The sequence below is a fragment of the Porphyromonas sp. CAG:1061 genome (assembly GCF_000435035.1).
GTDB classification, from domain to species: Bacteria; Bacteroidota; Bacteroidia; order Bacteroidales; family Porphyromonadaceae; genus Porphyromonas_A; species Porphyromonas_A somerae.
Window position 1 is genome coordinate 1 of record NZ_HF988822.1, and the last position, 3472, is coordinate 3472.

A 3472-nucleotide genomic window follows, 5' to 3' on the forward strand; every position below is an offset into this window, starting at 1 on the left:
TGCCGAGGTCCTTCCCCCAATAATGCTACAATGAATGCCACACAGACGTTTCTAATGCGTAACCCCTGCTAACCATAACCTTTTATTCCCCGATCTCAACTATTTTTATTATCTTTAGACACGGGTTAAGCACATTGTTTTTATTTCAACGACCTAATTACTATGAGGATAGATAAGATACTATTTGGTTGGTTACTTCTCCCCTTGGTGGTAGGGACTACTGCCACAGCACAGGAGAAGGAGATGGTACATGCAAGGGTACATTATACGGCTATCTACCATCAATTTGAGGAGCAAAAGGGAGCTATTGAGGATGAGGCGATTCTGGACATTGGGGATAAGGTATCTCACTTTTATGGTCTGAATAATGTCCAACGGCAATTGATTCAGGATCGGGTTTTGGCACAAGGAGGTACTGTAGGCGATGTGAGGAATGCATGTGAGCGCGCTGGCTACCGCAGGTCTCAGCTGATGTATCAACTGTGGAAAAACTATCCCGCTACCAACCAGCTCACCTTTGTGGAGAAGACCTTCAAGCATCTGAGGTACACGGAACCGATGATGCGACCCGAGTGGACCTTGGTGCCAAAGGATAGCATCATAGCAGGCTATCACTGCCAGCAAGCGACCACTGATTATCGGGGCCGGCATTGGACGGTATGGTTTACTCCTGAGGTCCCCTACAGCGATGGTCCGTGGATGCTCTATGGGCTACCAGGACTTATCTTGCAAGCGGAGGAGAGCGAAGGGCTTTTTTCATTCTCCTGTACTCAGATTGAGCGCATTGAGGGGGAGCCTCTCTTCTTTCCCAATCAAAAATATGTGGAGTGTACACGACAAGAGTACCGCGACCTGATGAAGTTGTTTTGGAAATCGCCTGATGCACTATTTGAAAAGCTAACTGGATTTAGGAGCCGAGGAAAGGATCAGCTGGGCAATGATATCGTCTACCCTGAAAGGACAGCCCTATTTTTGGATAAGGAATGACGGAAAGTAGCATGCGTTGGACTTCTTTATGCCTAGGGATATTGCTCTCGCTATTGTCTGCTCAAGCGATAGCTCAAGAGAGCTATCATGGGCGAGTAGTAGATGAGAAGGGAGCCCCTATCCGAGATGTCAATGTATTGCTCTACCGCACGGAGACGTCTCTCGTCGCCTACGGTTTTACTGGGGAGGATGGGAGATTCCAAATAACCACCAAGGAGGGTACTCGCCCAGTGGCGATAGGCTTTATGCTACTCGGCTATGAGACGAAGCGAATAAAGATTGAGGAGTACAGAAATGGCAGGGATATTCAGCTACAAAGCACCACTTTCGAGCTAAGGGAGGTGGATATCCGACCTGAGAGGGTTCGGCAAAGTCAAGACACATTGGTTTATACCGTATCCACCTTTAAGCTCAGTCAGGACAGAAGCATCGCCGATGTAATTAAGAAGATGCCTGGGCTATCGGTTCGCACCGATGGTCGTATCACCTTTGAGGGAAAGCCGATCAATAAGTTTTACATAGAGGGGCTCGACCTGCTCGGTTCGAAATATGCCCAAGCGAGTGAAAACCTGAATGCCGACATGATCAAAGAGGTGCAGGTGCTACAAAATCACCAACCAATAAGGAGCTTAAAGGGGGTGCAATTTAGTGAGCAAGCCGCCCTCAATATTATCCTCAAAGATGAGGTGAAGAATACCTGGACCGGCATCCTCAATGCGGGGATAGGCACCACAGCACAAGGGTCTAGTGAGTTGCTCTATAGAGGGCGATTGATGGGGATGATCTTTGGACGGCGGATGCAAAACCTTTCGATGTACAAATGCGATAACACTGGGAAGGACATCACTAAGGAGGTGCGTGACCTGGTAACGGAATTGCGGGGCAATCTGGAGGAAACAGGTCTACTAAGGAGGCTGGTAGTGCCGGCTGCTGCCATAGAGAGGGAGCGCTCTACCTTTAATCAATCGCATCTTGTTGCTACCAATCACCTCATTAAGACCAAGAATGACAATGACCTCCGCTTTCAGCTCTCTTACTTCTGGGACAGAGAGAGAGGGAATCGATCGCAGGTAACAAAGTATCTTGAGCATGAGGGAAAGATTCTAAATGAGGAGAGTAGTGTCGGTTCAAGGGTGAGCACCCTAAAAGGGGAATTGACCTACAACATCAATAAGGATCGGAATTACATCAACAACCGCCTATACGGTAGCTTTACAGTAGATAAAAGTGACGGGCTCTCTCTTTTGCAACAAAAGCAGGTAGAGCAGAGCGTGCAACTAAAGAAAACTTATCTCACGGAGAATTTTGAGATCATTCATCGCCTTGAGAATGGTCATACCCTTGAGGGAGCCTCCTTCAACACCTTTAGCCATCTGCCTGGGCAGCTACTGACGGTCGAGGGGTTTACTGAGCGGCTGGATCTATCGGCCTTTCAGTCGGATAATCATATCGCTTTCAATCACACCATTAGAGGTTTTACTCTGAGCGAACGGGTGGGCTATCAACTTAAGTACCAAGAGATGGCTATTCATTACCCAGAGGTGGATAATAAAGAGCGGTACACTCAGCAGAATTGGTATCTATCTACAGGGGTGAACTACCGAAAGGACCCATTGGCACTGAGGGCAACAGTGAAGGGGGATGTTGTCCATCGGCAGTATGGGGCGATGAAAAAGCTGAGGGTGACTTTGCAGCCTAGTTTATGGTTGCAGTATGATTTTAGTGCCATCACTAGTGCATCCCTCTCCTATAATTACTTCGAATGGCCCGATGCCCTTACTGCACTCTACCGCACTCCTATATATACCTCCTATAGAATGGTCACGGCACACAGTGGCAGCTTGGAGCATCGGGGAAACCATGCAGTGGCTCTAAGACTTAAATATCAGCATCCGATCAAGGGGCAATTTGCCACGCTCAACGCTTCGTGGAATAGGCGCACCAATGAGGTTCTTTACCAAAGTACCTTGCAATCCTCGATTTACAAGCAAACACCTACCGAAGAGCGGTATAATTCCTCTAGCTATTCTCTGAGTGCCGACTTGGCAAAGTCTTTCTTTAGGTGGCGAACACTTATCACCCTCAAGGGGCGACAGGTTTGGAGTGATTACTACCTCTTGATAAAGAGCCAGCAAGAGCCTTGGCAGTTGCAGGATAGCGAACTGAGCCTAGCCCTTTCTATGCAACCGTCGAAGGTGATTTCCTATGAGCTGAGTAGCAAAATGAAGAGCTACAAGCAGATAAATAGGAGAGACCCCTCCATCTCCAATCCTCGGATCACCACTTTCACGCACGCACTGGAGCTATTTATCTTCCCGATAAATAAGTTGGAGATTGGGTGCAAGAGTGAGTTCTATCATTACACAGATAAAAAGCTACAGAGCCATCTATTTACCGATGCTCACATCGCCTATAAGATGGATCGGTACGACTTCCGGCTCTCCTGTAGGAATATCTTTGGCAACAATGAGTATCAGAGGCGGTG

General features: G+C 47.8%; 2 protein-coding genes. Both read left to right on the forward strand.

The window, feature by feature from the left end; translation table 11 throughout:
- Nucleotides 1-162: 162 nt before the first annotated feature.
- On the forward strand, nt 163-987 hold the full coding sequence (locus tag QVO39_RS00350) for a GLPGLI family protein (RefSeq protein ID WP_021902529.1): 825 nt from the start codon (nt 163-165) through the stop codon (nt 985-987).
- Nucleotides 984-3472, forward strand: a 2489-nt coding sequence (locus QVO39_RS00355) for a TonB-dependent receptor (protein WP_288171178.1), incomplete at its 3' end; no start/stop codon positions are given. The genes QVO39_RS00350 and QVO39_RS00355, both read left to right, overlap by 4 nt.

What these genes read in the sequence shown, in the direction of transcription:
- QVO39_RS00350 (WP_021902529.1), top strand. Translation starts at nt 163, where the DNA reads ATGAGGATAGATAAGATACTATTTGGTTGGTTACTTCTCCCCTTGGTG.